Source organism: Natrononativus amylolyticus (genome assembly GCF_024362525.1).
In the GTDB taxonomy this organism is placed as follows: domain Archaea; phylum Halobacteriota; class Halobacteria; order Halobacteriales; family Natrialbaceae; genus Natrononativus; species Natrononativus amylolyticus.
On the sequence record NZ_CP101458.1, the window covers coordinates 1348794 to 1374225 of the forward strand.

Genomic DNA, 25432 nt, shown 5'->3' on the forward strand with positions numbered 1-25432 from the left:
TCGGGAGCCGGCGCGCTCGCCGAATCAGAGCAACCCGTCTTCCGTCGCCAACAGCAGTCCGTTGATCGTCGCGTCGTTGGCCGACCCCTCGCGGGCGACCTCGAGGGCGTCCTCGACCGGCACCGTCCGGACCTCGATGAACTCGTTGGTGTCGAGGGCGCGCTCGCCCGGTTCGAGGCCGTCGGCGTACACCACGGCCCGCTCGTGGCGAAGCACGCCGGTCGCGACCCAGTACTCCTGTAGAACGGCGAGGTTCGACGGGGCGAAGCCGGTTTCCTCCTCGAGTTCGCGGGCGGCGGCCTCGGTGTAGGACTCGCCGTCCTCGACGATCCCCGCCGGGAGCTCGAGGTGGGTTTCGCGGATCGCGGGCCGGTACTGTTCGACGAACAACAGCTCGTCGTCGGTTCGCGCGACGATCACGACCGCCGGCGGCAGTTCGGCCCAGTAGTAGCGCTTCTCGCTTCCATCAGGTTGTTCGACCAGGTCGTAGCCGCCGTCGTACCAGCCGGTTTCGTACTCGGTGACGGAGTCGCGAACCGGCCACTCGTCTGTGTCAGTCATCTGTCTCGGGCGTCTCTGTGAGTTCGAGTCGGTAGTAGCTGCCGTCTCGTTCGACCAGAACCGTGTCGCCGTCGACGGCCTCCGCGTTCCAGATCTCGAGTTCGCTGAACTCGTCGAACGGCGTGTGCGTGAACGATTCCTTGAGTCCGAACGGCCCCTCCTCGTACGGGTCCGAGGTGCCCTCCTCGAGCGCCTGGGTCGTGTACGGGAACCGGTTCTCCGAGAGGTTCGCCGCGTCGAGCGATTCCACGCCCTCGTCGGGAGCGTCGACCTCGGTGGCGACGACGTAGTGGGTGTCGCCGCCGCCGAGCAGCGACGGCAGCGCCCCGAGCGCGAGCAGCGCGACCAGGGGGACGATCAGGATCAGCAAATACCGCTTTCGCATCGTGTGTCACTCGGGACCGGGTGCGGATACGCGTTTCGCGTGCCGACCGCGGCGCCCGCGACTCGAACCGTTACAACAGCTCCCGGTACAGCCGACCGAACGCCTGCCGGCGCAGTGTCGCGACGGCGGCGTCCTCCCGCTCGTGAAACGTCGCGGCGACCGCCGCCCCGTCGGGACCGGCGTGCCAGGCGACGTTCTCGACGTTCTCGTTGCCGATCTCGGTCACGTCGCCGTTGTACCCCTCGAGCCAGCGCTCGTACTCGTCTCGGGTGCCGACGCGGACCGCAAGCAGGCTCGCGAACAGGGCGTCGTGTGCCGTTTCGACGACGTCGTCCGAGACGCGCGCTGCGTACTCCTCCCGGTCGAGCGCCATCGCCCGCGCCGTCTCGCGGACGACGGTCTGGGCCGCAGGCGCCAGCGACTCGTACCGGTCGACCGCCTCCGCCGGAGCGTCGAACGCGAACGTTCCAACCGTGTGCATACTCGGTCGGTCGGCCGGCGAGTAGTTACGCGTTTTCGTTGTCGGTCGCGCTGTCGCGGTCGTCGTCTCCCTCCTCGCCGGCGTGCATCCGCCGGGTGAGTTCCTGGGCCTCCTCGAGAACGCGGGCGGTCTCGGCGGTCATCGACTCTCGGCCCGCCCCGCGGCTCTGTCTGGCGAGTTCGGCCTCGAGCGACGGCGATGCCCCCTCGGCGGTCGTCGGTCCCGTCGTCTCGATCTCGGGGGCGTGCTCGCGGACGACGGCCGCGAGCTCCTCGGGCCCGTGGTCGGCCCACTCCGGGGCGTGCGTCTCGAGCCACGCCTCGTGATCCGAGCGGCCGAGCGAAGCGGTGACCGCGAGGTGGTTGGCGAGGTGAACGGCGTCGGCCTGTTCGGCGTCACAGACCGGGCAGGCGTATCCCATACCCGGTGGTACGCCCGCCAGCGATAAAACAGCCACGTCGGCCAGCTGAAAAAGCGGTTGAACATTCAGGCCCCAATCCCTCGTTCCACCGCACTCGTATTTTCGTCGTGAAAGATCCCTCCGAGGTCGTCGGACGGCCGTCCGCGCGGACGAACGCGTCGCTGACGCCGTTTCCGGTGCTTGCGGTGCCCGTGCGACGGCACATCCTCGAGGCGCTCGTGGCGGCCGACGGGGCGCTCGAGCGAGACGAACTCGCCCGTGCGCTCGCCGCAGAAGTCGCCGACGGACCGTCGCGGCGGGAACGTCGCGTGGCACTCACACACGTTCACCTTCCCGCGCTCGCCGATGCGGGGCTGCTCGAGTGGGATCGGCGCGCAGCGACGGTCGTCGCCACCGAGCGAGGGCGAGCGGTGGCGACCGGCGACGGGAGCGCGGACGTCACCCCAGCGGGCGGATCATGACGATCGCGTCCTCCCCGTCGTCGTAGTACCGGGGGACCCGCCGCAGCGGTTCGAACCCGAACCCGCGGTAGAGACGCTTCGCGCCGTGGTTGCTGTCGCGCACCTCGAGTTTGACCGAGCGCGCGCCGCGGCTCGCGAGCACCTCGAGTGCGCGCGCGAGAAGCGTCGAACCGACGCCGGCACCCCGTCGGCTCGGGTGGACGGCGATGTCCTTGACGTGGCCGATGTCGCGGCCGTAGTTCGACGTCACGTCGGCGACGACGTAGCCCGCGATCTTCCCGCCGGGTTCCGTCGCGACCAGAAAGCCGGGTTCGTGGAGGAACTGCTCGAACGCGTCGTACGGCCAGGGCTGGGGAAACGACGCGTTTTCGATCCGGACGACCGCAAGGAGATCGGCGCGCTCGGTTCGCCGGACCGTGAGCTCGTCGCCCGGTTCGGTCGCGGGGGTGGTCACGCGTACTCCTACCACGGTAAGGCATAAAAGCGATGCGTCGGCCGCCCGCCGACGTTACACCCGCTCGAGGCGGGTGATCTCCTCGTCGGACCAGTCGTAGAAGTGACGGTCGGTCGTCTCGAGGACGGTCACACACTCGTTGTACCGGGCGCGGGCGTCGTCTGCGAGCGGGTCGTCGGGGTTGTTCTCGATCCACTCGCGCAGTTCCGCGAGCGCCCGCGGCGAGTAGGTGTCCATCCGGTCCTGGTGTTTGAGGATCTCGACCTTCCGGCCCTCCTGGCGCAGGGTGCGGGTGAGCGCCCAGAACGCGACGCCCCAGAACGCGAGCAGCGTGAAGGTGAGCACCCCGAGGACTTCCGCGGTGAGCGCCATCAGTCGTCACCTCCCGGCACTTCGGCCGTCTCCGGGCGGCCGCCCCGTCCCTCGAGCACCGACATGACCGCGTAGCCGATGATCGGGAACAACACGATGACGAGCATCCCGCCGATCATCTCGGGGCTGCCGAAGTTCTCGACGGCGAAGTACGCCATGATGAAGATCATCACGGCGGGGATCACGAACTTGATCACGGGGTCCCACCACTTGCCGACGTAGACGCCGGCGTTCTGGTTGACCGCGAGCAGGCGGAGCCGTTCGGGGCCGAGCGCCCAGCCGATGACGCCGATGATCGCGAGCGTTGCGAGGGGGAGCCCCCAGTTCCCGAAGACGAAGTCCAGGTAGTCGAGAATGTCCACGGAGTAGGCGCTGGGGATGCCGAGCAGCCAGATGCCGCCACAGACCCCGAGAACGGTCTGGGTGCGGGTAAAGCGCGTCTCCTCGGCCAGCGTCGTGACGCTCACCTCGGTGATCAACAGCCCGGAGGTGAACGCCGCGAGGAAGAAGCCCACGAAGAAGAGGATCGCGACGATGCCGCCGAAGGGGATCTCCGGGAACACTTGCACGAGCGAGACGAACGCGAGGCCGGCGCCGGCGTCGGGTTCGACGCCGACGGCGAAGACGATCGGGAAGATCGCCAGCGCCGCCAGGATGCCGATGCTCGACTCGCCGATGGCGGTGAACACGCCGCCGCCGAGGGGGACGTCGTCGTACTCGCGGAGGTAGCTCCCGACGGTGAGGGCGATCCCCCAGCCCAGGCCGGTCGAGAACAGCGCCTGGCCGAGCGCCGCGATCCAGGTCTGGCTGTAGCCGAGGTACTCCCACTCGATGCCGAAGGTGAACGCGATCCCCTCGGTCGCGCCGGGGAGCGTGAGCCCCCGGATCGTCATGATGACGAGGGCGACGATCAGCGCGGGCACCGCGTAGACGACGACCCGCTCGACGCCCCGGCGAATGCCGAGGATGAGGATCGCCGCGATCGACCCCATCACGACCGTGTGAAGCCCGATCATCAGCGCCGAGTTGGCGAAGAGGTCGTTCATGAACGGCTCGGCCTCGAAGCCGGTTGCGGTGAACGAGAACAGCAGCGAGTGAGCCGCGTAGTACAGCGTCCACGCGATGACCGGCGAGTAATATGACATCAGCGCGATGTTCACCAGCAGGACGACCACGCCGAGGCCGACCAGCCCACCGGGACCGAGGACGTCACGGAACGCGCCGATGACGCCCTTGCCCGTGTACCGACCGAGGGCGACCTCGGCCATCAGTCCCGGCACCGCGAGCAGGAACAACAGGACGAGGAAGGCGACGACGAACGCGCCGCCGCCGTTGTCGCCCATCACGTACGGGAACCGCCAGATGTTCCCCGCGCCCACCATGGCGCCGATCATCGCCATCAAGAACCCGAACCGAGAGCCCCACTCGGCTCGAGCCGTCTTCGCCGGTGTCTCTGTCATCGTCGATCCATACAACCAGTCGACATCCAACGTGGTATACGTTACCGTATGTGATTCAGTGATGATCTGTTAAGATATGGTTACTGCGGCGTCCGCACCGGGCGTGTGGACCGAGTCGGCGGATCAGGCGGTCGGAATCGACTCGATGTCGAACGCCTCGGTTCGCTCTTTGAGTTCGTCGAGGGCGTCCTGTTCTTCGCGCAGGTTCTCCTCGAGCAGATCCGCCGCCTCGTCCAGTCCCAGCTGGTCGGCCAGCGGGATGAGGTTGCCGTAGGCGGCGATCTCGTAGTGTTCGGTCTTCTCGGCGGCGGCCATGTTGTGGTAGTCGAGGACGTCCTGGTCGGGATCACTGTCGAGGAATCCCTCGTACTCCTCGATCAACCCCTTGATCCCCTCGCACTCCTCCTTTTCCGGCGGTTCACCGAACAGGTCGAACACCTCCTCGAGGCGATCGATGTGCCCCTGTGTTTCCTCCCTGTGGTCGGCGAACGCCTGCGCGATCTCCTCGCGCTCGGTGTGCTCCTCGAGGGTCTCGAGGGCGTCGAGGAGTTCGTGTTCCGCGTGGTAGATGTCTTCGAGGCCGTGCTCGAACAGGTCCTGAATCGTGTCTGTGCTCATCGAAACCACCGTCAGTCGCTTCGCCCGTCAGCGACAAACAGGATCGGCCTGCGACGGCAGGCGCGGCTTCGTCGGGTGGTTTCGGCCGCTACTCGAGGGCCCCGTCGACCCTGTCGGCGTGTTGCTGGAGGTCTGCGGCCAGCTTGCGGGCCTGGGTGGGAGTCAGCCGAAACTCCTCCATGTGGGCGGGCAGGTTCGTCTCCGTCATGTTGTCGAGTTCACACTGGAGGCGCACGCAGTCGGGGTCCTCGGGGTCGGCCGTCGCGTTGAGGACGCCCTCGGCTTCCTCCTCGAAGTCGTGTCCCGTCGCGACGGCGTCGACGAGATCGAGGGTCGTGTACGCGTTGACGCGAAGCAGTCGATCTGTCATTGCCCGAGACAGGCCGCGGAGACACTTGAGCGCCGCGACTTTCGAACGCGCCGGGTCGGCGGGTCCGAACCCGGTTCAGTCGTCCGACGCGATCGGCGTGCCGTCCGCTCTCGCGGGTGCCGGACTCTCCTCGAGGGCGTCGTCCTCGGCGTAGGGGTACCAGGTCCGCTTCGTGTTGTGCATGTACGGGTCCTCGTAGCTCGTCTCCTCGGGTTCGACCAGTTCGGCCAGTTCCTCGTCGTCGCGGGCAGCGACGAACTCCCGGAAGCTCTCGCCGCCCGAGCGGGCCTCGGTGAAGTTCTCGAGCAGGTTGGCGATGGCGCCGGGTACCTCGTCGACGGGAACGCGCTCTGTCACCCAGGAGGCGAACTGCGGGTTCTCACCGAGGCCGCCGCCGAGGCCGATGTCCAGCGCCTCGACTGGCTCGCCGTCCTTGCGCGTCTTCATCCCGCGAAGCGAGACGTCGGCGATCTGGGGCTGGGCGCAGGAGGCCGTACAGCCCGAGAGGTGGATGTGGAAGTCCTCGACGCCCTCGGGGAGGGGAACGTTCTCGACGAGCCACCGCGAGAAGCGCACCTGGCGGTTCTTCGTCTCGACGATCGAGAGCGAGCAGAACTCGGTGCCGGTGCAGGCGATCGACCCGCGCTGGAACGGATGCGGATCGGGACTGTGTCGGTCGAAGACGTCGTGAGCGAGTAAGTCCTCGACCGCGTCCTCGGGGACGTCGGTCAGGATAACGTTCTGGCGCTGGGTGAGGCGCACCTCGCCGGAACCGTACTCCTCGGCCAGGTCGGCGATCTCGAGGGTCTCCTCGGCGCCGATGCGGCCGACGAGTACGTTCAGCCCGACGTAGTAGTCCCCGTCCGCCTGCTCGTGGACGCCGACGTGGTCGCCCCTGCCGTCGCCGCCCGCGTTGTAGCTGTACTCGGACCGGAGGTCCTCCCCCGCCGTCTCGAGGTCGAAGTCGACGTACCCCTGAAGGACCTCGCGAACCTTCTCCGGCCCCCACTCGTCGACGAGGAACTTGATCCGGGCGTTGTAGCGGTTCTCGCGGTCGCCGTGATCCCGAAACAGCGCCGAGACGCCGGCGGCGACGTCGGCGGCTCGCTCGGGGGTGACGAAGACGTCGACGTTCCGGGCGAAGCGCGGTTCGTTGCGGGCGAGGCCGCCGCCGACGCGGACGTTGTAGCCCGTCACCCGCTCGCCGTCGACCTCCTTCTCGGCGGGTTCGAACGCCAGGTCGTTGATGTCGCCCTGACCGCAGCCCTCCTCACAGCCCGTCACCGACACCTTCCACTTCCGGGGCAGGTTCGAGTGCGCCTCGTTTCGCTTGAACCGATCGTGAAGCTCGTGGGCCAGCGAGAGCGCGTCGACGTGCTCGTGTCTGTCCTTGCCGGCGACCGGACAGCCGACGATGTTCCGCCAGGAGTCACCACACGCTTGCACCGTCGACAGCCCCACCGACTCGAGACGGTCGAAGATCTCGGGGACGTCCTCGAGTCGGATCCAGTGGAGCTGGATCGCCTGGCGGGTCGTCACGTCGATCCAGCCGTTTCCGAACTCGGGGTTTTCGGCGGGGCCGGTCGAGAACTCCGCCGCGAGTTCGCCGATCGCCCGGAGCTGGCCCGGCTCGAGGACGCCGTTCGGCGGACCGATCCGCATCATGAAGTAGCTCTCCTGGCCGGCGCGCTGGTGGTACAGCCCGTACCACTTGAAGCGCTCGAACCAGGCGTCGCGCTCGTCCGCCGGGATCGACTCCCAGCCGCGCGCCGCGAAGCGTTCGATCTCGGCGCGGATGTCGGTCCCGTAGAGGTCGTCCTTCCATCGTTCGACGTCGCTTGGCATGCTGTCCGCCGCTACGGACGACACCCATAAACAGCCGCGCGTCGCGTCAGTTCTCCCCTCCTCTCTCCCCTGCCGGCCGTATTTGCCACCCCCGACCGCGGGCGTCTCGAACCGGCCGCTCGAGCGTCGACTGGACCCCTGACGGCCCGTACGGGCTGAACGCGCCGTCGACGATCCGGCCGACCGGCAGCCGGTCGATCGAACCGCTGTCACCGCAGTCGAGACACCGACCGACGGCGCCGGCGACGACGGTCGAGCCGTCCGCACCGACGTCGTAGAACCCCTCGAGCAGGACGTGCGCGGGCGCACACTCACAGAATCGGCCACTCGAGAGCGTCCAGACGTCGCTCACCGCGACCTCTCGGCTGTCGTCGACGCTGATCCAGGCTCCGTCGTCGAGCGTTCGCAGTGCGATCGCCATGCCCTCTCTTCGGGAGCGACCACCCTCCGTCCGTCGACCCGTGCAATCGTTAACCGATCTCGAGACGCGAGCGCAACGGGAAACCGACAGACTGCGTTCGATTCTTCCGAGAGGTCGCGTCGAAGATACCGGCAATCGGTTCCTGTAGGCTCGAGAGCGGGTAGCGATTGCTTCCGTAGCGTCGCTTATGCGGCTCTCGGCGAAAGGAGGGGACGACCATGACCGACTCGACACGACCCCGCCGTGGGTCACGACAGCACGCCTCCGCGGACGTCGCCCCCGAACTGTACGGAGGCGAGCGCGAGCGATGACCGAGCGAGCGGAGCGCCTCGAGTGCGACGAGAAGCGAGACGACGCCCATCTCAGGGACGTCGACGTCGGCGCCGGCTGCACCGAGATCTGGGAGCACCTCGCCGAGACGCGCGAGGAGTGAGCGAGGTCCCGTGAGAGGGCTTTTAGCGAGCGAGCACCCTTACTATAACCAATGAGTGAAGACCCCGACGACCGCACTCGGGACGACGGCCGGGATCGCTCGATCCCGACCGACCGCGAGTCCCCCATCGGCGCGCCGGTGATTCGGGGCGACGAGTCGGTGACCGGCCGTCACGCCCGCGATGCGGTCCAGTTCGATCCCGACGATCCGGAGAGCCTGGCGGAAGCGGCCGAAACCGTCCGCCAGTTCGCCGTCGGGACGGCCGACGACAACCTCTACATGCTCCGCGGCGCCGCCGCGTGTGCGGCGCTCGTCCGCGGCGAGGGCTCCTACAAGGCCGCCGCACGGCGCGCGAGTCGAAGCGCCGACGGCGCGCCGGCCGACGAGGTGACGGTCTCGTTCATCCGCAAGTGGGCGCGAGTCCACGACCTGCCCCGGTCCGTGCGCCGACAGGTCGCACTCGGCCACATCGCACCCTCGGCGGCGAAACACATCGCCCGCGTCGCCGGAACGACGCGGCTCCTGTTGGCCTGGGCGACGCTGGACAACGACCTCACCGTCCGGGAGGTCCAGCGAACCGCGAGCGCCGTCAACGACGGGGTTCCGATCGAGCACGCACTCGCCGAACAGGGCGTCAGGCTCGGCGAACTCCAGCTCACCCTCCCGAAGACGGCCTACCGCGACCTGCGCCGGGAGGCCTCCCTCGAGGGCGTCGAGCCCGGCGAGGTCGTCGCCACAGCCCTCGAGCAGTACTTCGAGTGACGGGTTAGGATGCGAGGAACGTCTCGACCGCCCGGGCGAGCGCGTCGCGCGCCGTCCGCACCTCTGCCCACTCGATCGACTCCTCGGGGAAGTGTGCCTGCTCGATGTTTCCGGGGCCGAACAGCACCGTCGGAATCCCCGCAGCGACGTAGTGGCGGCTGTCCGCGCCGTAGGTCGCCCCCCGGGGCGCCGTCTCCTCGAGGCCGACCGCCTCCATGCCGTCCTGGACCGCCGCCACGACGGGTTCGTCGGGGTCGGTTTCGGCGGCTTCGAACTGGATCGAGAAGCGCTCGAACGCCGGCGGGGTGGCCGCGAGCCACTCGTCGTCGGCGACGACCGACTCGAGGCGGCGTTCGAACTCCCGCTCGACGGCCGCGACGGTTTCACCGGGCGCGACGCCGATCCGAATCTCGGCGACGAGTTCGTCCGGCACCGACGAGGCCCACCGGCCCGCCTCGACGGTCCCGACGTTCACCGGCCAGGGGTTCGGAAACGTCTCGTACAGCGGGTGTGTGACCCGGTCGGCACGCTCGCTCTCGAGGTCCAGAAACGCCCGTCGAATCCGATCGAAGTGCGGGAGCACCGACTCCCCGCGCCAGCGAGTCGCCGCGTGGGCCGCCCGTCCCTCGAGTCGCAGCCGTTTCATCACACTCCCCTCCGTCGCGGTCACCGGGCGCAGCGAGGTCGGTTCGGCGACGATCGCTCCGTCGCGCTCGAACGGATAGGGGTTCGAGAGCGCTGCCGCGGCCGCACCGATACCGCCCTCCTCCTCGCCCGCGACGCTCTCGACGACGAGTCGGCCATCGACACCGGCGTCGCCGTCGGCTACCTGCCGGGCTGCGAACACACACGCCGCCAGCCCGGATTTCATGTCCGCGGCACCGCGGGCGGTCAACCGCGTCTCCGTGTCGTTCCACCGCGGTTCGAACGGATCCCCGCTCCAGCCCCGGCCGGCCGGAACGACGTCGACGTGCCCGTTCAACACCAGCGTTCGTCCGGCGTCGGGATCGCCGAACTCGAGGACGCCGCCGACGCTCGGCCGGTTCGCCGTCTCGATCGCCGCGGGGTCGTCGGGAAACGAGGGATGGCCGGCCAGCTCTTCGGGGTCGGCCTCCCACTCGTAGGTCTCGAAGCCGAACGCCTCGAGCCTGTCACGAACCCACGTCTGCGCCTCGGCCTCGGAGCCGGCCGTGGTCTCGAATCGACAGAGCCGTTCGAGGAACGTCCGCAGTTCGTCGTCGCGCGAACCTGCAGTTCTCGGCGGTGTCATACCCCGTACTCTCGAGCGCCGGTACTAAAACACGCTGAAGAAAGAAACGTTTAACCGCCGCTCCCCGAAAGATGGTACCACGGGGCCGGTAGCTCAGTTTGGCAGAGCGTCTGGCTTTTAACCAGACGGTCGCGTGTTCAAATCGCGCCCGGCCCGCTTTTGCCACGAGCAAACTCGCGAGTGGCAAAACGGCCACGAGCGATTTGAACACAGGGAACAGCTTTGCTGCGACCGTGTGTTCAAATCGCGCCCGGTCCGCTTCTGCACCACGAACAACTCGTGAGCGGTGCATCACGGAACCGGCTGGATTCGAACTAGACTGAGGGTCTGCGCGAAGCACAGGTTCTCGGGCGTCGTTCACAATCGCGCCCGGTTAAGGAACGGACGTGACGAGCGAAGCGGCCAGCGTTCTCGAGAGGGCGTGCGAAAGCGGTCGCTCACGGACGACGAGAACGAAGCGAGAATACCACAATCAGCGAGCAGTCAGCCGCGAACCGGCATGAACGCCAGTCCGGCGATCAGAGAGACGGTCACCAGCGACAGGACGACGACCCACCAGAGGCCGTGGATCTGGTCGTTGTACTCCTCGATCTCAGCGTGCTGCTGTTCGAAGCTCTCGATGTCTTCGGTCAAGTACACCACGTCTTCGGACGGGAAGTAGACGCCGAACTCCTCGCCGTCGATCGCGACGGTCTGGCCGTTCTCGAGTTCGTGTTCGGTGACCTCCTCACCCTCGTACTCGATCGTGACCGTATCGGCGGAGAGGTCGACCACCTGTCCCTCGACGACCGCTTCGGTTTCGTCGTCGTAGAACTCGATCGAGTCACCGACCTCGTAGGTCTGGCCCTCGATCTCGTCGAACTCCTCGATCGGGATCGCGGTGAGCGTGCCGTCGTCGTCCTCGACGATGACGTACTGGCCGTCCTCGAACTCCTCGATCTGGTACTCGTCCTCGTCGTAGTCCTCGAGGAGCGTGAACGTCTCGGGCTGGGCTTCCTCGTCCTCCTCGGGCACCTCGGCGTCGTCCTCGGCCTCGTCAGCCTCGTCGCCGTTCTCGTCTTCGGCCTCATCGCCCCCGGCGTCCTCGTCGTCGGCTTCGTCGCCGTTCTCATCGGCGTCGTCACCGTTCTCGTCTTCAGCCTCGTCGGCGTCGTCACCCTCGGCCTCTTCGTCGTCGGCTTCGTCGCCGTTGTCGTCCTCGTCGGCTTCGTCTTCAGCCTCCTCCGGATCGTTGATCATCACCGTATACTCGTCGCCGTCCTCCTCGAGCTGGACCGTATCGCCGTCGCTCCACTCGACCTCGAGGATCGCCGACTCGTTGACGTGCTCGAGCGTGCCGGTATCACCGGTTAGCTCGGAGACGTTGTACGTGCGGTCGTTCACGGTGAAATCGTCGCCGACCTCGAGTTGGTGGTCGGCGTCCGCCTCGTCGATCGTCACGGTCGGAGACTCTGCGGTCGCGATGACACCGTACGCACCCGCAGCAACGACCAGGAACAGGACGATGTAGATGGCCCCTGCTCGAAATTGCATGTGTGAGGCGTAGTCCGCCCGTCGTATAACGGTTACTAAGTTCTCGAGGAGGGACTCGACGCGGCGCTACCGCTCAGGGGGACGTAAGGAAAGCCAAGGGCCGGATTTGAACCGGCGATGGGCGGCTCTGCAGGCCGCTGCGTTCGGCCGGACTCTGCCACCTTGGCGCGACTTATCGTAGTCACTGCTGTCGTTTAAGCATAGCGGTACGGCCTCGAACGAACGCGTAACACCCGTTCTGTCGGGCAGTGTGCGTCGATCGAGATCGTGTCCAAAGAGCGGATACGTTCTTCGAGCGTGCGGGGGGAGCGCGTGTGTTGTCACTCTTCGGTGGGTAGTGTGTGTGTGTGTATGGGTGTGTATGGGTGTGGGTGTGAGCCTTGGGTGGTGCGGTGGCTCACGAGTGTAGTGGATGTAGTATGAGTGGTCGGCGGCGAACCAGGTCTCCCAGAGGGTCTCCCACTCCAGTACTCACTGGTACGCAGGCGAGCTTAACGTCCGTGTTCGGGATGGGTACGGGTGGAACCTCGCCGCTGTGGCCGCCTTAACGCCGATCGACGGAATCGAACCGTCCGCGGGCCAGTATCGGTGGTCTCCGACCGTGTGTATGTGTAGTCCAGTTTGCGTCTGGACCCGTTCGTGGGTCCATTCCAATCCGTTATGCGGCCTCGACTGGTGTCGAGGATATGAGTGTGTGGCTTGGTCTGTTAGTGCTCGCGGGCTCAACGCCTCGTTGCCTTGGCGCGTACACCCCGAGTCTATCGAACTCGTCTTCTACGAGTGACCTCGGTGGTATCTCTTTTTCAAGTGGGTTTCGAGCTTAGATGCGTTCAGCTCTTACCCCGTGGTGCGTAGCTGCCCGGCACGTGCTCTTTCGAACAACCGGTACACCAGTGGCACCCATTCGTAGTTCCTCTCGTACTATACGAACGTTCTCGTCAGATACCTTACACCCCCAATAGATAGCAGCCGACCTGTCTCACGACGGTCTAAACCCAGCTCACGACCTCCTTTAATAGGCGAACAACCTCACCCTTGCCCGCTTCTGCACGGGCAGGATGGAGGGAACCGACATCGAGGTAGCAAGCCACCCGGTCGATATGTGCTCTTGCGGGTGACGACTCTGTTATCCCTAAGGTAGCTTTTCTGTCAGCAATTGCCCGCATCAAGCAGGCTAATTGGTTCGCTAGACCACGCTTTCGCGTCAGCGTCCGTCGTTGTGCCGGACACTGTCAGGCTTCCGTATGCTCTTGCGCTCTTACTCGGGTCTCCGACCCGAGTGAGGAAACCTTGGGGCGCGCTCGATATCTTTTCAAGCGCGTACCGCCCCAGTCAAACTGCCCGGCTACCGGTGTCCTCCTCCCGGAGTGAGAGTCACAGTCACCATCGGGTAGTATTTCAGTGATGCCTCGGTGGCCCGCTGGCGCGGGTACCTGTGTAACGGCTCCTACCTATGCTGCACAATGGCGACCATGTCTCAGCGACAGCCTGCAGTAAAGCTCTATAGGGTCTTCGCTTCCCCTTGGGGGTCTCCAGACTCCGCACTGGAATGTACAGTTCACCGGGCCCAACGTTGGGACAGTGGCGCTCTCGTTGATCCATTCATGCAAGCCGCTACTAAAGCGGCAAGGTACTACGCTACCTTAAGAGGGTCATAGTTACCCCCGCCGTTAACGGGTCCTTCGTCCCCTTGTAAGGGGTGTTCAGATACCCGCACTGGGCAGGATTCAGTGACCGTACGAGTCCTTACGGATTTGCGGTCACCTATGTTGTTACTAGACAGTCGGAGCGCCCGAGTCACTGCGACCTGCCTCTTTCCGAGGCAGGCATCCCTTATTGCGAACGTACGGGACTAACTTGCCGAATTCCCTAACGTCGGTTGTTCCCGACAGCCTTGGCTTTCGCCGCCATGAGTACCTGTGTCGGATCTCGGTACGGACAGTATGCTCGTCTTTTCACGGGCTCTGGATTGGCCCAGCTTGCGATATCCCGACATTCGACCGCTTCCTGCCATTACGGCTTCCACGGTCTTCGACGGTTCTACCGGGCGATGGCCCGGCCTGGGTGGCTCCAAAGCGTCGACTTTTAGTGCATACTGGCACAGGAATATTAACCTGTTTCCCTTTTGTCTCGTTCGAATTACGGCGAGACTTAGGACCGGCTAACCCTCAGCTGATCAGCATTGCTGAGGAACCCTTACTCGTTCGGCCGTCGGGGCTCTCACCCGACTAACGCTGCTACTATGACCAGAATTATCGTTACCGCACGGTCCACACGAATTCTCATCCGTGCTTCCACCCGAACGGAATGCCAACCTACGGGATCACCGTGTAAACGGTGCCGCCAGGTCTCGGTGATGGACTTGAGCCCCGATCATTTTCAGCGCCGCAAACCTCGGCCGGTAAGCTGTTACGCTTTTCTTAGAGGGTAGCTGCTTCTAAGCTCACCTCCCGGCTGTCTAGGGCTTGCGACAACTTTCAATCGCACTTAGTCCATACTTGGGGACCTTAACCCAGCTCTGGGTTGTCTCCCTCACGGTACACAGGCTTACCCCGCGCACCGGACTCCCCGCGTCGAACGGCGTTCGTACGTTCGGAGTTGGACAGGGGGGCGCACTCCTCTCGGAGTGCGGTCCCCCAATCCGTCGCTCTACCGCACGAACTACCTCAGCGGAGGTCATGCTTCGACATGTTTCGGTTGGAACCAGCTGTTTCCGAACTCGATGGGCCTTTCACCCCTAGACATAGGTCACGCGAGGGTATTGTAGGACACCAACGCTAACGGGCCTCCACGCACCTTTCGGTGCGCTTCACCCTGCCCATGCCTAGATCGTCCGGTTTCGGGTCGTGCCCATTTGACTCCCCGCGCTTGAACACGGTGACCCTGGTCGTAAGACTGCGGTCATATCGGTTTCCCTACGCCTTCCCCGATGATCGGGTTAGACTCGTCAAACAGGCACACTCTCTGGTTCGTTTTTCAAAACGTACGACGGAACACCGGCTTCCTCTCCGTCTTACTACGGGTTTGCACCCGATTCATTCTGGAGAGGACCTTGTATGCCCCGTCGCTCTATCGCCAACTGATTTCACGCCCTATTGCACCTCCCTTTTGGGGGTACTTTTCAGCGTTCGCTCACGCTACTTGTTCGCTATCGGTCTCAAGGAGTGTTTAGTCTTCGCGGTCGATGCCCGCGATCTTTTCGAGGGATATCCAACCCCCGATACTCTGGAGCTGACTCGTCCGTTACTTCTCGACAATACGGGACTGTCACCCTGTCTCGTGCTCCGTTCCAGAAGACTTCTCGTCGAGGTTCGCGGAGTGATCGTCAGTCCGAACACCACATTGCCCGTGAGGGCTTCGGTTTGGACTGTGTCGTCTTCATTCGCCATTACTAACGACATCGCGTTTGCTTTCTTTTCCTGCCGGTACTGAGATGTTTCAATTCCCGGCGTTCCCCATTGCGCGAAGCAATTGCGGTGGGGATTCCCATTCGGAGATCTCAAGTTCTTTCCCTCCATGCGGGTCCCTTGAGCTTATCGCAGCTTGGCACGTCCTTCTTCAGCTCTTGAGCCGAGCGATCCACCAGCTGGCACAGTAGCCACGTTCTTCGGATCGGTAATGTGACCCGGGAACGGGTCCAGTGGACGCCTGGACTACACGTACACACGGTCTCATCTGCACGCCGGTAGACGGCCGGCCTGCATTGACCCTTCCCAGTCACACTTGCGCGGACTGGTGCATCGGTTAGTCGGATTTGATCTGAATCGCGCCACCCGTATAAGGGGAGCGATTCCGATCGCCTCCAAGACATGGACCCACAGGGATTCGAACCCTGGGCATCCTCCTTGCAAAGGAGGCACTCTACCACTGAGCTATGGGCCCACCCCGCCTCTCGCGGGGTGTCAAGAGCCATGATAGTTCTGAGGTGCTCGCTCGGCCGACGCGGCGTCGGTGTCGAACGGACCGAATAGGTTTCGATGGGCCACTCCGTCGGAGTGGTCCCGGTCTGTGGAGGTGATCCAGCCGCAGATTCCCCTACGGCTACCTTGTTACGACTTAAGCCCCCTTGCGAAGCCCAGATTCGACCGGCGTTGCGCCGGCCTCATCCGGACCTCACTCGGGTGCTTTGACGGGCGGTGTGTGCAAGGAGCAGGGACGTATTCACCGCGCCCTTCTGAGGCGCGATTACTACCGAATCCAGCTTCATGTGGGTGAGTTTCAACCCACAATCCGAACTACGATCGAGTTTCGGAGATTAGCGCCTCCTCTCGGAGTGGCATCCCACTGTCTCGACCATTGTAGCCCGCGTGTAGCCCAGCACATTCGGGGCATACTGACCTACCGTTGCCCGTTCCTTCCTCCAGTTTGGCACTGGCAGTCCGCCTAATGTACCCAACCACCACAAGGGTGTTGCTGGCAATTAGGCGCGCGGGTCTCGCTCGTTGCCTGACTTAACAGGACGCCTCACGGTACGAGCTGACGGCGGCCATGCACCTCCTCTCAATGGCTCCACTAAGCTCATCACACTGAGCTTCACTGCACATTGTCGGTGCTGGTGAGATGTCCGGCGTTGAGTCCAATTAAACCGCAGGCTCCTCCGGTTGTAGTGCTCCCCCGCCAATTCCTTTAAGTTTCATCCTTGCGGACGTACTTCCCAGGCGGTCTGCTTCACGGCTTCCCTACGGCACACCACAGGCTCGTAGCCTGTGGCACACCTAGCAGACATCGTTTACGGCTAGGACTACCCGGGTATCTAATCCGGTTCGTGACCCTAGCTTTCGTCCCTCACCGTCGGATCCGTCCTCCAGAGGCGCTTTCGCCACCGGCGGTCCGTCCAGGATTACGGGATTTCACTCCTACCCCAGACGTACCCCTCTGGTCTTCCGGTCCCAAGCCAGGCAGTTTCCACCGGACGCCTCCCCGTTAAGCGGGGAGATTTCCCGATGGACTTACCTGGCCGGCTACGGACGCTTTAGGCCCAATAATAGCGGTCATCACTCGAGCTGCCGGTATTACCGCGGCGGCTGGCACCGGTCTTGCCCAGCTCTTATTCCACCACCACCTTACGGTGGTGAAAAGCGAGGACGATATGCCCTCGCACTTGGAGTCCCCTTATCGCACTGTCGTGCAGTGTAAAGGTTTCGCGCCTGCTGCGCCCCGTAGGGCCCGGAATCTTGTCTCAGATTCCGTCTCCGGGCTCTCACTCTCATGACCCGTACCGATTATCGGCACGGTGGGCCGTTACCCCACCGTCTACCTAATCGGCCGCAGCCACATCCTCTGGCGCCGGAGCATTTCGAGCTCGCGCCAGTTCCAGGCAGCGAGCCGTATGCGCCATTAGCCTCAGTTTCCCGAGGGTATTGCGCTCCAGAGGGTAGTTTGACCACGTGTTACTGAGCTATTCGCCACGAGTCTGAACTCGTACGACTAGCATGGCTAAATCGGACTCCAATAGCAATGACCTCCGGCAGGATCAACCGGAATGCTATTCCCCCGTGAAGGGGAAGGTTGGCGGAGAATCTCGCTTGATTCTCACACGTAACTTGGTCCGTTCGATGACGACGATCGGGTCGACCGATCGAGCGTCACCGAACTATCATGGCTCACATCAGATCTCATCTTGACGGCGGACCGCAGGGGTGAGATCCTCATCTCCTTCCGATTAATTCGTAGTCCCGGGTGAATACTTAACCCCTTCGTCTCGGATCCAGCGGGGCAGAGTCTCCCATGCATGGATTGGTTATCGCGTTGTCTTCTCGCGCCGCGGACGGAGTAATCAACTGTTAACCAGTGGTCTCTCTCGTGTTACCGCCTCCGCGTTCTCCCCAGTGTGTCAGGAGTTAGGGTGATCCGCGAGTCCGCCCGGTTCGCTCGAGACCCGCCCGGTCGACAACCATTAGCGAGCGGCGCCCCTCGAGTCGCTCATGAACCAACAGCAGTTCGTCCAGCTGGCGATCCTCGCCTTCTGTCTCGTGATCGCGAGCTTCGTCGTACTCGGGACGAGCCGACTCCTCTTCGGCTACCGGACCGCCCAGTTGCTCGCGGCCCCCGTCGGGCTCCTGGGGTTCGGACTCGTCGTTTTCCTCTTTCTCCGGGCGACGGGAGCCGCCCTCGGCGTCGCCCCGATCGAGGAATGAGCGGACAGAAACGGTTTTTCGAGGGCCGACCCAATCGGGAGTCATGACACCAGAGGTACGGCCGATCGCGGATCTCGGACCGGGCGATCGCGCGGCGTTCTTCGAGCGCGACGCCGGAATCGACGAGGTGCGTGCCGACGTTCGAGACATCGTTTCTCGCGTACGCGAGGAGGGCGACGTCGCCGTCCGCGAGTTCTCCCGCGAGTTCGACGGCGTTGAGGTCGGAAACCTCGAGATCACCGACGAGTGCGAGCGTGCGTACGAGGGACTCGAGGCCGACCTGCGCGAGGCGATCGAGACCGCCGCGGCGAACGTCAGGGAGTTTCACGAGGCCCAGGTGCCCGAAGACTGGCGACGCGAGTTCAGCGATGGCCGCGAACTCGGGCGGCGGTTCCGCCCGATCGACCGCGTCGGGGTCTACGTTCCCGGCGGGACGGCGGCGTACCCCTCGAGTGCGATCATGGGCGTAGTTCCGGCGGTCGTCGCCGGAGTCGAGCACGTCGCCGTCGTGACGCCGCCAGCCGACGAGGTGAACCCGGCGACGCTCGCGGCGATCCACGCCGCGGGCGCGGACGCGGTGTACGGCGTCGGCGGCGCCCAGGCGATCGCGGGACTCGCCTACGGAACGGAGACCATCACGCGCGTGCGAAAGATCGTCGGCCCCGGCAACCGGTGGGTGACGGCCGCCAAGGCTGAGGTTCGCGGTGACGTCGAGATCGACTTCCTCGCGGGTCCGAGCGAGGTGGTCGTGGTCGCCGATGGGACGGCCGATGCGGAGGTCGTCGCCGCCGAACTGGTCGCCCAGGCCGAACACGACGAGAACGCGTCGGTCGTCGCCGTCACCGACGACGAGGGGCTCGCGACGGCGGTCGCCGAGGCGGTCGATCGCCAGGCCGGCGAGCGCGAGCGCGAGGACGTGATCCGGGCGGCGCTCGCGAACGAGGCGAGCGGCGTGTTGCTCGCCCGGTCGATGAGCGAGGCGATCCTCTTCACCGAGGCGTACGCCCCCGAACACCTCGCGATCGTCGCCGAGGATGACGAGTCGGTTCTCGAGCGGATCGACAGCGCGGGCAGCGTCTTTCTCGGGCCGTCCACGCCGGTTGCCGCGGGCGACTACGCGAGCGGGACCAACCACGTGTTGCCGACCAACGGCGGCGCCCGCGTCACCGGGGGGCTGTCGGTCGAGACGTTCCTCCGGTCGACGACGGTTCAGCGGCTCTCGAGTGGGGGGCTCGCGGATCTCGCGGACACCGTGACGAGCCTCGCCGAGGCGGAGGGCCTCGAGGCCCACGCCGAGAGCGTCCGGGTTCGGTTCGACGAGTAGGCGGGACCATCCCGATTTTCGTATCAAGCAGACACGCACTGTCTTTAAGAGGCTGCGTGAATGAATGGCATTCGAAATGACCCCGGGCAAGGTCAACCCAACCGACCCACGAGTGCTCGAGCGCAACTACGACTACGCACAGAAGAACCTGAAAATTCTCTCGATGTGGTACGAGTGCGACCTCGAGCGAATGATCGAACTACTGGCCGAGAACGACATCGCGCTCTCGGCGAACGACGAGCGGATGTTCGGCGGCTACTATCGGTCGGTCCAGCAGACTGCGTCGGCCTGACGCCGGTCGCGAGGGACACTCGACCGCAACAGGAGCAGGGCTTTTTATCGCGCAATCGAGGCGTGTGAGCGGGCGTCAAGGTTAACACGTTCGCGCGGAAAGGAAGGGGTATGAGCACGGACAGCGCCGAGACGAACGACACCCGTCCACAGATCGAGGTCACGGAGACGGCAGCCGAGCGGGCGCTCGCGCTGCTGGACGAGGAGGGAATGGAGACGACCCGAGCGGGGCTTCGCCTGTTCGTCCAGCAGGGCGGTTGTGCGGGGCTTTCCTACGGGATGCGCTTCGACGGAGAGCCCGAAGAGGACGACACGGTGTACAACCATCACGACCTCCGGGTGTTCGTCGATCCGGCGAGCCTGAAGTACATCGAAGGAAGCGTCCTGGACTACGAAAGCGGGCTGCAGGCCGAGGGGTTCCACGTCGAAAACCCCAACGTCGTCAGCGAGTGTGGCTGTGGCGAATCGTTCCGGACCTGAGTCTCAATTACAACAGACCGTATCAGTCCTCGAGTCTGAACGCGACGGTGACTTCCGCCTGATACTCGCGGTCGTCGGCCGTCGCGACCTCGACGCCGAGTTCGTCGACTTCGACCCAGTGAACGTTGTCGAGGGTCTCCTCTGCGCGGTCGATGGCGTCGTCCGCCGCGGCGTCGAAACTCTCCGAGCTCGTCCCGATCAGCGTGATCTTTTTGAAGACCATGGCGGCACCTACTACCCCACAGACGAACTTAAACGTACGCGAGGGGGAGACTGCTGTCAGTTCTCCGCGAGCATCGCCGTCGAGTGAACGTTTTTGGTGGTCCCTGTTCCACGTCAAGGCATGGTCGACGGCAACACAGAGCCGCCAGCAGTCGACGAACTGACACCACCGGATCGGACGCTGATGGGACCGGGACCGAGCGACGTGAACCCGCGCGTGCTCCGGGCGATGAGCACGCCGCTCGTAGGCCACCTCGACCCCTCGTTCATCGAGATCATGGACGAGGTCCAGGAACTCCTGCGGTACACGTTCCGGACCGACAACCAGTGGACGGTCCCGGTTTCGGGAACCGGCTCCGCGGCGATGGAGGCGGCGATCGGCAACGTCGTCGAACCCGGCGACACGATGCTCGTACCGACGAACGGCTACTTCGGCGGTCGGATGGCGTCGATGGCCCGCCGCGCCGGCGGCGAGGTCGTCGAGGTCGACGCGCCGTGGGGCGAGCCGCTCGAGCCCGCGGCCGTCTCCGACGCGCTGGCCGAACACGACCCCGACGTCTTCGGCTTCGTCCACGCCGAGACGAGCACGGGGGTCCTCCAGCCGAACGTTCCGGAGCTCACGGCGGCGGCCCACGACCACGACGCGCTCGTAATCGCCGACACCGTCACCTCGATCGGCGGCGTCGAACTCCGCGTCGACGAGTGGGACATCGACGTCGCCTACGCCGGCCCCCAGAAGTGTCTCTCCTGTCCGCCGGGGGCGAGTCCGCTCACGCTCTCGGATACGGCGATGGAGAAGGTCCTCTCGCGCGACGAGGACCCTCGCTCGTGGTACCTCGACCTCACCTTACTCGAGGGCTACTGGGGCGACGACCGGTCGTACCACCACACGGCACCGATCACGAACGTGTACGCCATCCGAGAGGCGCTGCGACTGGTCGCCGAAGAAGGAATCGAGCAGCGGTGGGAACGCCACCGCCACCTGGCGGGTGCACTGAAAGCCGGTGTCGAGGGAATGGGCCTCGAGATGAACGCCCCCGACGAGTACTGGCTCCCCAGTCTGAACGCCGTGCGGGTTCCGGAGGGCGTCGACGACGGCGAGGTCTGTGCCGAACTGCTCGAGCGCTACGACCTCGAGATCGCCGGCGGCCTCGGCGACCTCTCCGGCGAGATCTTCAGGATCGGCTGTATGGGTCACTCCGCTCGCCCGCAGAACGTCGCCTACGTGGTGACGGCGCTGGGCGACGTCCTCGAGGACTTCGGCGCGGACGTCGACCCGGGCGCGGGCGTCGCGGGGATGCGGCGGGCGCTCGGCGAGTAAGCGTTCGGACCGGCGAAAATCGGAGACGGGTGACGGGTCACCCGGCGGTCGTGGTGACGGGAACTACGCGGAGGCGTTCGGGCCCGACGGGGCGTGTTCGACCTGGTACTCGTCGCCGTCGACGACGATGATCGCCCACTCGTAGTCGGGATCGGTTCGCTCGAGTCGACGCTCGAGGTCGTCTGCGTCCTCCGGCTGGGCGACGAAACAGCGGAACTCGCCCGGGCCGCTCGGCGGGTCTCGCGTCTCGAGGACGGTATTTACGTGAACGACTTTCCATCCGCGCTCGGCGCGGAACTCCGGACCCGATCCTTCGACGGAGTAGCCCAGTTCGGCGAAGATCGACCTGGCCTGTTCGACGAGCCGCATGTTAACAGGACCCATTCGGGTTAGACGTACACCGCCGGCCATCATAAGCGTTGTTACGTCACAAGAAAGTGCCGCTATCTTTTAGACGTTTTTTGCGCGCCTCGGTCGATGGCACTCGAGTTTTTGCGTTCGATTCCGAGTTAGTTGACGACCTTTCGGTTTTCACCGGCCGTCCCGGGATCTCTCGCGGCGGCGTCGAGACCTGCGGTTCACTCGTGGGCGGCGTCCCACTCCGTCGGCTTGCGGAAGTTGCCACACCGGTTGCACTGGATCCGTCCCATCGAGTCCATCGCGTTGTCGAAGCTCTCGCAGTTCGCACAGAACCAGCCGTATCGGCGCTCGCCCTCGAGGGACTCGTAGGCGACCAGAAACGGCGCCTTCGAACCCCTGTCTCCCTCCGTTTCCGAGACGTACACCGTCCGGCCGTCGTCCGTGGACATGGTTTCCATGCTCGTTCGTAGACCCGCGCGGATTAAAGCCGTGTCTCTCCCTCGCAGAACCTGGAGCCGCGTTCCGGAATCGACGCACTGATGCGCTCGCTGTCGGTATACCCGACGAATGCCCCTCCGTCTGCTGCAGTACTCCGACGTCGAGAACGCCTGCGACGATCCCCCGCGGATCGGCCGGCTCGCGGCGCTGCTTCGTACCTACAGCGACGACGAAACGCTTCTCGTCGGAACCGGCGACAACACCGCTCCGGGCGTGCTCCCGCTGGTCACCGAGGGCAGGCAGGTGCTCGAGTTCTACGACGCCGTCGAACCCGACGTCGCGACGTTCGGCAACCACGACTTCGACTTCGGTCCCGAGGCCGCCCTCGAGGTCGTCCGCGAGTCCCCGCACCGGTGGCTGAGCGCGAACGTCCGGCGAAACGGCGGCGTCTTCGGCGCGGAGGCCGGCGTCGAGCCCTGGACGATCCTCGAGCGCGCGGACACGCGGGTCGGGTTCACCGGCGTGACGACCGCACGGACGGGCTCGCTGAACCCGATGGCGACCGGCCTCGAGTTCCGGGAGCCGATCCCGGCGGCCAGGGACGCGGTCGACGCCCTCCGTGCGGCCGGCGTCGACTGCGTCGTGGTCTGTTCGCACCTGGGGTCGCGCGACGACGAACTGGCCCGCGCCGTCGACGCGGACGTCATCCTGGGCGGTCACGTCGCCAGTTCGCGGATCGAACGGATCGACGGAACCCTCGTGACCCGGCCCGGTGACGGGGGTCACGCCGTCGTCGAAGTAACGATCGACGCCGAGCCGACCGCGACGCTCCGGTCCGCGACGGAGGTGGCGCCGGCGCCCGACGTCGTCTCCGCCTTCGAACGGCTGGTCGAAACGACCGGACTGGACGACGTCGTCGCCCGCGTCGACGAACCGCTCGAGCGCACCGAGGAGACCCTGTTCGGCGGCGAGAGTCCGGTCGGAAACTTCGTCGCCGACGCCTACCGCTGGCAGACCGGCGCCGACGTCGCCCTCCAGAACAGCGGCGGAATCCGGTCGGGCTCGCCCCTCGAGGGCGAGGTGACCGTCGCGGACTGCATCAGTCTGGTGCCGTTCGACGAGCCCCTGACCGTCGCGGAACTCGACGGGGAGACCCTCGAGGCCGTCGTGAGCGACGCCGCGGGGCTCGACCTCAGCTTCGCCGAGGACGACTGGTGGCACGCCCACGTCAGCGGGATGGCCCTCGAGTGGAACCCCGCGGATCACGCGGTCGACCTCCGGCGCGTCGGCGGCGAGCCGTTCGACCCCGACGGAACGTACACCCTCGCCACGTCTGACTACCTGTTTCACACCACCGACGAGTTCCCCGCGCTCGGGCCCGACCACCGGCGAGAACAGACGGCGGCGAGCCAGTACGAGGTCCTCGCGGCGTACGCGCGGGAGTTCGGAATCGAGCCCGGAGTGGATGGGCGGGTGCGACGCGTCGACTGAAAAGTTTACCCGCCCGGACCTCGTTCGCTTCCGTGATGACGCTGGTCGTGGTCCCCGTCAGATATCCGTTAACGAAGCACTCGCGCCAGACGCTCGAGCGCGCGGTCGCTCTCTCTCGCGAACAGGACGCCTCTCTCACCGTCTTACACGTAAACCTCTACCAGAACGGGACGAACGTGACCCGGACGGACCTCAAAGACGAGGTCGAACGGCAGTTCGGGAACGTCTCGAACGTTCGGTACGTGGTCAGGAAGGGATTTCTCGTCGAAGAGAGCATTCTCGACGAGGTGGCCGCCGAGAGGGCGGACGTCGTCGTTATCGGACACCGACAGGCGAGTCGCTGGCGGCGCGTCCTGCGTCGGTTCACCGACAACCCCGACATCGACCGCTACCTCCGAACGCACCTCGACTGCGAGGTGATCACCGTCGAGAGCGCGAGCGCCTGACGCCGGTTACTCGAGGGGGTCGCGGTCGGTCGGCGACGGCCGGCGGCTGTCGGCCCCGTCGCCGACGTCGACGCGGGCGACGCCGCTGGTCTCGTCGAAGACGTGGTGGGTGTGGGGGTAGGCGAACTCGACTCCTTCTGACTCGAAGCGGCGGCGGATCTCGGCCTGGACGTTCGAGCGGGTGATCGCGAGTTTGTACGGGTGTTTCACCCAGAAGCGAACCGAGAGGCGGACGCCGTGGTCGGCGTACTCGACGATGTCACAGACCGGCGCGGCGCCGTACCTCGCGCTCCCGATCCGGATGTCCGGCCCGCCGGAGATGACGGTGTCGACGGAGCGGGCCGCCCGCGCAGTCAGCCGGCGGGCGGTCTCGAGGTCGCTCTCGTAGGTGATCTCGAAGTCGACGGAGACCCGCGTGCGCTCGTCCTCGGCGGAGTAGTTGATGACGTCGCGGGCGTGGATCTCGGAGTTCGGTATGACGATGAACGTGTTCTCGAGGGTGAAGATCTTCGTGTAGCGGATCGTGATGTCCTCGACGAACCCGCGGTGGCCCTCGTCGGTGATCTCGATCATGTCGCCGATCTCGTAGGGGCGGTCCGCGAGGATGAACAGGCCGTTGATGAGGCTCCCGATCAGCGGCGCGAGAACGACGGCGACGATCGCGGAGATGACGGTCACCGAGAGGAGGATTTCGAACCCGCTGATCCCGCCGAGAATGCTGATCGCGATCACGACGGTGACGACGAGAACGGAGATACGGACCCCGCGGAGAACCGTTCGCGTGACGCTGGGACGGCCGATTCGACGGGCGACCGTCCGACCCGCGAACCGGACGACGAGTTTCGAGAGGTACCAGCCGACGACGAGCACGACGAGCGCGAGCGCGACGTCGACGGCCAGATCCGGCACCCCGCCGGGGAGGACGCCGTCGAGGGCGGCCGCCGCCTCGCTCTCGTTTCCGGTCCCGCTCGAGCCGTCCTGTGGGCTCTCCTCGTCGATCGTCTCCGCCGCCGACAGGACAGCGCCGCGCATGCAGTGACTCTCATGGCGACACTGGTTAAGGGTTCTGACCGTC

General features: G+C 65.3%; 27 protein-coding genes, 3 tRNA genes and 3 rRNA genes. 11 read left to right on the forward strand and 22 right to left on the reverse strand.

Annotated elements, in window-relative coordinates; all coding sequences use genetic code 11:
- Positions 1-24: 24 nt before the first annotated feature.
- The 4 genes from NMQ11_RS07090 to NMQ11_RS07105 form a co-directional block, all read right to left on the reverse strand.
- Positions 25-561, reverse strand: a complete 537-nt coding sequence (locus tag NMQ11_RS07090; RefSeq protein ID WP_255170709.1) for an NUDIX hydrolase — start codon at positions 559-561, stop codon at positions 25-27.
- On the reverse strand, positions 554-946 hold the full coding sequence (locus NMQ11_RS07095) for a hypothetical protein (protein WP_255170710.1): 393 nt from the start codon (positions 944-946) through the stop codon (positions 554-556). Before NMQ11_RS07095 ends, NMQ11_RS07090 begins: the two co-directional genes overlap by 8 nt.
- 70 nt (positions 947-1016) lie before the next feature.
- A complete protein-coding gene (locus tag NMQ11_RS07100) occupies positions 1017-1427 on the reverse strand; it encodes a DUF5809 family protein (RefSeq protein ID WP_255170711.1) in 411 nt (136 codons plus the stop codon).
- 25 nt (positions 1428-1452) lie between these two features.
- The gene (locus tag NMQ11_RS07105; protein WP_255170712.1) at positions 1453-1848 is read right to left on the reverse strand and encodes a DUF5810 domain-containing protein; all 396 of its coding nucleotides are present in this window, start codon (positions 1846-1848) and stop codon (positions 1453-1455) included.
- A gap of 107 nt (positions 1849-1955) precedes the next feature.
- Between NMQ11_RS07105 and NMQ11_RS07110 the strand changes: the two genes are divergently transcribed.
- On the forward strand, positions 1956-2309 hold the full coding sequence (locus NMQ11_RS07110; RefSeq protein WP_255170713.1) for a DUF7344 domain-containing protein: 354 nt from the start codon (positions 1956-1958) through the stop codon (positions 2307-2309).
- Here the strand turns inward: NMQ11_RS07110 and rimI are convergent.
- From rimI to NMQ11_RS07145, 7 genes are all read right to left on the reverse strand, one after another.
- Entirely contained in the window at positions 2287-2763 is a 477-nt protein-coding gene (rimI, locus tag NMQ11_RS07115) for a ribosomal protein S18-alanine N-acetyltransferase (protein ID WP_255170714.1), read from the reverse strand. The genes NMQ11_RS07110 and rimI overlap by 23 nt on opposite strands.
- A gap of 54 nt (positions 2764-2817) precedes the next feature.
- Positions 2818-3135, reverse strand: a complete 318-nt coding sequence (locus tag NMQ11_RS07120) for a DUF8026 family protein (RefSeq protein WP_255170715.1) — start codon at positions 3133-3135, stop codon at positions 2818-2820.
- Positions 3135-4535: a sodium-dependent transporter gene (locus NMQ11_RS07125; protein WP_255170869.1), complete on the reverse strand. Its 1401-nt coding sequence runs from the start codon at positions 4533-4535 to the stop codon at positions 3135-3137. The genes NMQ11_RS07120 and NMQ11_RS07125 overlap by 1 nt, the downstream gene beginning before the upstream one ends.
- A 183-nt stretch (positions 4536-4718) precedes the next feature.
- Positions 4719-5213, reverse strand: a complete 495-nt coding sequence (locus NMQ11_RS07130) for a ferritin-like domain-containing protein (protein WP_255170716.1) — start codon at positions 5211-5213, stop codon at positions 4719-4721.
- A gap of 88 nt (positions 5214-5301) precedes the next feature.
- Positions 5302-5583 (reverse strand): DUF6360 family protein, encoded by a 282-nt coding sequence (locus NMQ11_RS07135; protein ID WP_255170717.1) that lies wholly within the window; start codon positions 5581-5583, stop codon positions 5302-5304.
- Positions 5584-5658: 75 nt separating this feature from the next.
- The gene (locus tag NMQ11_RS07140) at positions 5659-7428 is read right to left on the reverse strand and encodes a nitrite/sulfite reductase (RefSeq protein ID WP_255170718.1); all 1770 of its coding nucleotides are present in this window, start codon (positions 7426-7428) and stop codon (positions 5659-5661) included.
- A gap of 46 nt (positions 7429-7474) precedes the next feature.
- Positions 7475-7849: a DUF8134 family protein gene (locus NMQ11_RS07145; protein ID WP_255170719.1), complete on the reverse strand. Its 375-nt coding sequence runs from the start codon at positions 7847-7849 to the stop codon at positions 7475-7477.
- 307 nt (positions 7850-8156) lie between these two features.
- Between NMQ11_RS07145 and NMQ11_RS07150 the strand changes: the two genes are divergently transcribed.
- Positions 8157-8282, forward strand: coding sequence for a hypothetical protein (locus tag NMQ11_RS07150; RefSeq protein ID WP_255170720.1), 126 nt, complete (start codon positions 8157-8159; stop codon positions 8280-8282).
- Between the two features lie 51 nt (positions 8283-8333).
- Positions 8334-9044 (forward strand): DUF7119 family protein, encoded by a 711-nt coding sequence (locus tag NMQ11_RS07155; protein WP_255170721.1) that lies wholly within the window; start codon positions 8334-8336, stop codon positions 9042-9044.
- A 4-nt stretch (positions 9045-9048) separates the two neighbouring features.
- Here the strand turns inward: NMQ11_RS07155 and NMQ11_RS07160 are convergent, their stop codons facing one another.
- Positions 9049-10314, reverse strand: coding sequence for an ArgE/DapE family deacylase (locus NMQ11_RS07160; RefSeq protein ID WP_255170722.1), 1266 nt, complete (start codon positions 10312-10314; stop codon positions 9049-9051).
- Positions 10315-10396: 82 nt separating this feature from the next.
- Here NMQ11_RS07160 and NMQ11_RS07165 point away from each other — a divergent pair.
- A tRNA-Lys gene (locus NMQ11_RS07165) sits at positions 10397-10470 on the forward strand.
- A gap of 327 nt (positions 10471-10797) precedes the next feature.
- On the opposite strand, the gene NMQ11_RS07170 is transcribed toward NMQ11_RS07165, so the two are convergent.
- The 6 genes from NMQ11_RS07170 to NMQ11_RS07195 all read right to left on the reverse strand — a co-directional run bounded on the left by NMQ11_RS07170 (position 10798) and on the right by NMQ11_RS07195 (position 17331).
- Positions 10798-11847: a hypothetical protein gene (locus NMQ11_RS07170; RefSeq protein WP_255170723.1), complete on the reverse strand. Its 1050-nt coding sequence runs from the start codon at positions 11845-11847 to the stop codon at positions 10798-10800.
- Between the two features lie 91 nt (positions 11848-11938).
- Positions 11939-12014, reverse strand: a tRNA-Cys gene (locus NMQ11_RS07175).
- Positions 12015-12272: 258 nt separating this feature from the next.
- Positions 12273-12394 (reverse strand): 5S ribosomal RNA (gene rrf, locus NMQ11_RS07180).
- A gap of 142 nt (positions 12395-12536) precedes the next feature.
- Positions 12537-15454: ribosomal RNA gene (locus tag NMQ11_RS07185) — 23S ribosomal RNA — on the reverse strand.
- 203 nt (positions 15455-15657) lie between these two features.
- Positions 15658-15729 (reverse strand) — tRNA-Ala (locus NMQ11_RS07190).
- Between the two features lie 127 nt (positions 15730-15856).
- Positions 15857-17331 (reverse strand): 16S ribosomal RNA (locus NMQ11_RS07195).
- Together the 16S, 23S and 5S rRNA genes with 2 tRNA genes alongside form the textbook arrangement of a ribosomal RNA operon.
- 440 nt (positions 17332-17771) lie before the next feature.
- Between NMQ11_RS07195 and NMQ11_RS07200 the strand changes: the two genes are divergently transcribed.
- The 4 genes from NMQ11_RS07200 (at position 17772) to NMQ11_RS07215 (ending at position 20079) form a co-directional block, all read left to right on the forward strand.
- A complete protein-coding gene (locus NMQ11_RS07200) occupies positions 17772-17984 on the forward strand; it encodes a hypothetical protein (protein WP_255170724.1) in 213 nt (70 codons plus the stop codon).
- Positions 17985-18027: 43 nt separating this feature from the next.
- Complete coding sequence (hisD, locus tag NMQ11_RS07205; protein WP_255170725.1) at positions 18028-19308, forward strand: histidinol dehydrogenase; 1281 nt, start codon at positions 18028-18030, stop codon at positions 19306-19308.
- A gap of 76 nt (positions 19309-19384) precedes the next feature.
- Positions 19385-19600: a hypothetical protein gene (locus NMQ11_RS07210; RefSeq protein WP_255170726.1), complete on the forward strand. Its 216-nt coding sequence runs from the start codon at positions 19385-19387 to the stop codon at positions 19598-19600.
- A gap of 110 nt (positions 19601-19710) precedes the next feature.
- Entirely contained in the window at positions 19711-20079 is a 369-nt protein-coding gene (locus NMQ11_RS07215; RefSeq protein WP_255170727.1) for a HesB/IscA family protein, read from the forward strand.
- A gap of 22 nt (positions 20080-20101) precedes the next feature.
- Here the strand turns inward: NMQ11_RS07215 and NMQ11_RS07220 are convergent, their stop codons facing one another.
- A complete protein-coding gene (locus NMQ11_RS07220) occupies positions 20102-20302 on the reverse strand; it encodes a dodecin (protein ID WP_255170728.1) in 201 nt (66 codons plus the stop codon).
- Between the two features lie 120 nt (positions 20303-20422).
- Between NMQ11_RS07220 and NMQ11_RS07225 the strand changes: the two genes are divergently transcribed.
- The gene (locus NMQ11_RS07225; protein ID WP_255170729.1) at positions 20423-21622 is read left to right on the forward strand and encodes a pyridoxal-phosphate-dependent aminotransferase family protein; all 1200 of its coding nucleotides are present in this window, start codon (positions 20423-20425) and stop codon (positions 21620-21622) included.
- Between the two features lie 63 nt (positions 21623-21685).
- On the opposite strand, the gene NMQ11_RS07230 is transcribed toward NMQ11_RS07225, so the two are convergent.
- Positions 21686-21991, reverse strand: a complete 306-nt coding sequence (locus tag NMQ11_RS07230; protein WP_255170870.1) for a DUF7116 family protein — start codon at positions 21989-21991, stop codon at positions 21686-21688.
- A 209-nt stretch (positions 21992-22200) separates the two neighbouring features.
- Positions 22201-22440, reverse strand: coding sequence for a DUF5816 domain-containing protein (locus NMQ11_RS07235; RefSeq protein WP_255170730.1), 240 nt, complete (start codon positions 22438-22440; stop codon positions 22201-22203).
- Between the two features lie 109 nt (positions 22441-22549).
- Here NMQ11_RS07235 and NMQ11_RS07240 point away from each other — a divergent pair, with 109 nt between their 5' ends.
- Both NMQ11_RS07240 and NMQ11_RS07245 read left to right on the forward strand, forming a co-directional pair.
- Positions 22550-23911: a bifunctional metallophosphatase/5'-nucleotidase gene (locus tag NMQ11_RS07240; protein ID WP_255170731.1), complete on the forward strand. Its 1362-nt coding sequence runs from the start codon at positions 22550-22552 to the stop codon at positions 23909-23911.
- A 35-nt stretch (positions 23912-23946) separates the two neighbouring features.
- Positions 23947-24357, forward strand: a complete 411-nt coding sequence (locus tag NMQ11_RS07245; RefSeq protein WP_255170732.1) for a universal stress protein — start codon at positions 23947-23949, stop codon at positions 24355-24357.
- 6 nt (positions 24358-24363) lie between these two features.
- Here the strand turns inward: NMQ11_RS07245 and NMQ11_RS07250 are convergent, their stop codons facing one another.
- Positions 24364-25389, reverse strand: coding sequence for a mechanosensitive ion channel family protein (locus NMQ11_RS07250; RefSeq protein ID WP_255170733.1), 1026 nt, complete (start codon positions 25387-25389; stop codon positions 24364-24366).
- Positions 25390-25432: the final 43 nt, after the last annotated feature.